At 49.8% G+C, this 3016-nt stretch carries 7 protein-coding genes; 6 read left to right on the forward strand and 1 reads right to left on the reverse strand.

Annotation, left to right across the window (positions count from 1 at the left end):
• The 5 genes from AC27IQ_RS21440 to AC27IQ_RS21460 form a co-directional block, all read left to right on the forward strand.
• Nucleotides 1-836 (forward strand): RHS repeat-associated core domain-containing protein (locus AC27IQ_RS21440; RefSeq protein ID WP_487090716.1); only part of this gene is annotated, 836 nt, incomplete at its 5' end.
• Entirely contained in the window at nucleotides 833-1003 is a 171-nt protein-coding gene (locus AC27IQ_RS21445; protein WP_487090717.1) for a hypothetical protein, read from the forward strand. The genes AC27IQ_RS21440 and AC27IQ_RS21445, both read left to right, overlap by 4 nt.
• Nucleotides 1004-1019: 16 nt before the next feature.
• Complete coding sequence (locus tag AC27IQ_RS21450) at nucleotides 1020-1340, forward strand: hypothetical protein (RefSeq protein WP_487090718.1); 321 nt, start codon at nucleotides 1020-1022, stop codon at nucleotides 1338-1340.
• Between the two features lie 300 nt (nucleotides 1341-1640).
• Nucleotides 1641-1826: an HNH endonuclease gene (locus AC27IQ_RS21455; RefSeq protein ID WP_487090719.1), complete on the forward strand. Its 186-nt coding sequence runs from the start codon at nucleotides 1641-1643 to the stop codon at nucleotides 1824-1826.
• A 66-nt stretch (nucleotides 1827-1892) separates the two neighbouring features.
• Complete coding sequence (locus AC27IQ_RS21460) at nucleotides 1893-2153, forward strand: DUF7716 domain-containing protein (RefSeq protein WP_487090722.1); 261 nt, start codon at nucleotides 1893-1895, stop codon at nucleotides 2151-2153.
• A 192-nt stretch (nucleotides 2154-2345) separates the two neighbouring features.
• Here the strand turns inward: AC27IQ_RS21460 and AC27IQ_RS21465 are convergent, their stop codons facing one another.
• The gene (locus AC27IQ_RS21465) at nucleotides 2346-2642 is read right to left on the reverse strand and encodes a hypothetical protein (RefSeq protein WP_487090720.1); all 297 of its coding nucleotides are present in this window, start codon (nucleotides 2640-2642) and stop codon (nucleotides 2346-2348) included.
• A 66-nt stretch (nucleotides 2643-2708) separates the two neighbouring features.
• On the opposite strand from AC27IQ_RS21465, the gene AC27IQ_RS21470 reads away from it, so the two are divergent.
• Nucleotides 2709-3016: hypothetical protein (locus AC27IQ_RS21470; RefSeq protein WP_487090721.1), on the forward strand; the 308-nt coding region annotated here is incomplete at its 3' end.

The raw sequence follows: 3016 nt of genomic DNA on the forward strand, positions 1-3016 counted from the left end.
CGAGCCATCCAGCTTCGTGCCGCTGGCGACGGTGCAAGGGACGCAGGACGACCGCCAGACCTACTGGTATCAGTGCGACCAGAGTCGGCGCGCCGCTGGAGTTGACCGATGCCCAGGGGCGCATCGCCTGGGCGGCGGAATACAAGGTCTGGGGGGAAGCCACGCTGCGGCCCGTGGCGAGAACGGGGACCGATGACGGTCCTGCCCGCCGCCGCATGGGAAATGGGCCGGGAATGGACTGGAGCGAGGGTGCCAGCGCCCGTTCATCCGCCCCGCCGCCGATCGAGCAACCCTTCCGATTCCAGGGCCAGCAGTTCGATGAGGAAACCGGGCTGCATTACAACCGGTTCAGGTATTACGATCCGGCTGTGGGCAGGTTTGTTAGCCAAGATCCGATTGGATTAATGGGTGGGTCAAATGCATTCGCATATGCGTCAAATCCGCTTGGGTGGATTGATATTTTTGGACTTCAGCGTTGCCCCAAGAGTTCATATCCAACATGGATGAAGCGAAGAACGGGACAAGAACGCCACCATCTAATCCCGCACGAATTAAAAGATCATTCAATATTCTCGATGTCTGGAATGGATATCAACTCAGCGCACAACATGATATACCTACCAAGGGACGACGATGGCTCTGGAAAGGCCACTCATTCGAGATTCAAGCTGGGAGGCTGCCCTCATAATCAATACAACCAAACAATTGAAGACAAACTCAACAAAATGACTGAAGTAGCAAAAAAAGAAAAATGGGATAAATACAGAATTCAAAAAGAGTTGTTAGATTTGCAAAAAAATCTTCGCGCCACTCTTGGTCAAGGTAATTTGCCATGAAAAGTTTGTACAGAATAGCCCCTAATACGCGGACCACGAAACGCCACGTTATTTTTACTGAAGGCGTTCAAAAAAAACTGGAGGAAATAATATGGGAAAATGTAAACGAAAAAAAAAATAGACTCTCGCTGGAAGGTAACTGGGGCGGCACAAGAAAGCTACAGTGACTCCAACATCGAAGAAATGGATTACATTCCAGCATTTACATCCATTCCTTTATTTTCTCAGAATTTTGTTACGCAATGTGCTTTAGAAATGTCGGCAGATGTGGATTTTATTCCATGCACCATCATTTCAAGAACAAAGAAAAATCATCAGTATTACATTGCGAGAACTAGAAGATTTCTCTCACTTATAAATCACGACGAGACCGATCTAAAGGAGAAAGAGAACTTACTCTCTCCCGTAATTTTTAACAAAATTCAGGATGATTTTTTTCTAGCGCGAGATACGATACAAAAAACGATGCTGATCGCTTCCGAAGAACTAAAAAAAAATGTGTGACCGTAAAAAAATTAACATACTATTTTTTGAGGTTAAATACGAAAAAAATAGCGATGCCAATTCTTAAAATTTCATTCGCAAATGGCCAAGCGCGAAAAGAAATAAAGTTACAGCGTAAAGTACGGGAAATCTGGATATCTTGATAAGTTCCCAAAAGACGTCCGTCCCAACACGGCCGCAGCCAAACTCCGGATCGCGCCAATTCAATCGGCAAAAGAATTCGCCGTGTTTTCCCACTTGCGGCTCAGAAGCAATTGCTATCAATTACGAAGCAACCAGACCAATCAGCACTAGGGCATCGTGAAACCTGGCCCTAAAGGCGGAATTGCAACGACCAGCCCTCCGGGACTAACATGGCACCATAGCGCGCAAGATCCGACACAAATTGAATTAATTCCTCGCGGCCAACATCGGTCCCCAGGCCCAGTTCAAGAAACACTTCACCCTAACCAACAAGGCGGCTTTAAAAAGCTTAGCTGCAAATAGTCATGAAAAATCTTATCGAACTAAAAGATGCTCTTGCATCAATAGAAAATCAAAACGGCTGGCTTTATTGCAAAAAAAAATAAAGAATTGAAAGAAAATTCGGAGGTTTTCTTTTACATAGCAGATTTAAATCTCTCACCAGATGAGGAAAAAGCTGTAAGGCATGGATACTCAACAGAGGGCTTTTACCCCTACCTTACCAAAGAGGACATCGAAGACGTAATAGAGAATTTGAATGAGCAACTAGAAAAGCCCAGCACCAAGGATTACATAAACGCATTAATTTTCTTCCACGAAAATGATGCATTCATAGAATGCATGAAATAATCATATCTTTTATTTTCAATGCAATGACCGCACCAAAGCAAACCCATCGCAGCCATTGGCAGATTGCTTTGCACTGGTCGGCACACTCTCCGTTTGCTATTCATTCAATAGCAACCAAGGCAATCAGAACTAAGGCATCAGGCACTTTTCACTCTTTTCTTTGATGTGTGTGATTCCGTTAATTTGCTTCCGCTACTCAATCGATAGCACTCCAAGCAGGCCCTGATTGCGCTGATGGCTTAAAACACCCTCAACCGCCTTCCTGCCGTTTTCCCCCTTTCCTTCCTTTTCAATGGGCACGCACATCTCCAGCGGCGGCGAAAGCGTGATCACGCAGGTGGCCAGCTGCTGCCCGATGGGCGCACGCTGAACTGGCTGTTCTATGGCTCCGGCCATCTGCACCAGATCAACATCGCGCTGCCCGAAGTGGCGGGTCAGGCACCGATGGCCCATCAGGTCATCGCCGACATGGAACGCGATTCCTTGCACCGCGAGGTCGAGCGCAGCCAGGGGGCCGTCTCCAGCCGCTACGAGTAAGACCCTGCGGGACGGCTGGTGCACCACCGCGCCGGCCATCGCGCCAGCGGCAATGTGGCGGCATCGCAACCGGTGCTGGAGCGGGCCTATGCCTACGATCTCTCGGGCCAACTGGTGGCGCGGGGCGACACGCTGCGCGGGCGACAGGACTTCCGCTACGACCCCATGGGCCGCATCCTGGCCGCCCTGCCGGGTGCCGGCAGCCACCAGCCGCGGGAGCTGTTCGCCTTCGATCCGGCGGGCAACCTGCTGGATGGCAATGAGGCGCAGGTGGGGCGGCACCATGCCGCCGATGGCCGAGGGGGCCTGGGTGTGGTGGGGGACAA

The organism is Acidovorax sp. KPB24-07 (assembly GCF_057543315.1).

Excerpts from the sequence above, each read along its gene's own strand:
- AC27IQ_RS21445 (WP_487090717.1), top strand. The coding sequence starts at position 833 with ATGAAAAGTTTGTACAGAATAGCCCCTAATACGCGGACCACGAAACGC.
- AC27IQ_RS21450 (WP_487090718.1), top strand. The coding sequence starts at position 1,020 with ATGGATTACATTCCAGCATTTACATCCATTCCTTTATTTTCTCAGAAT.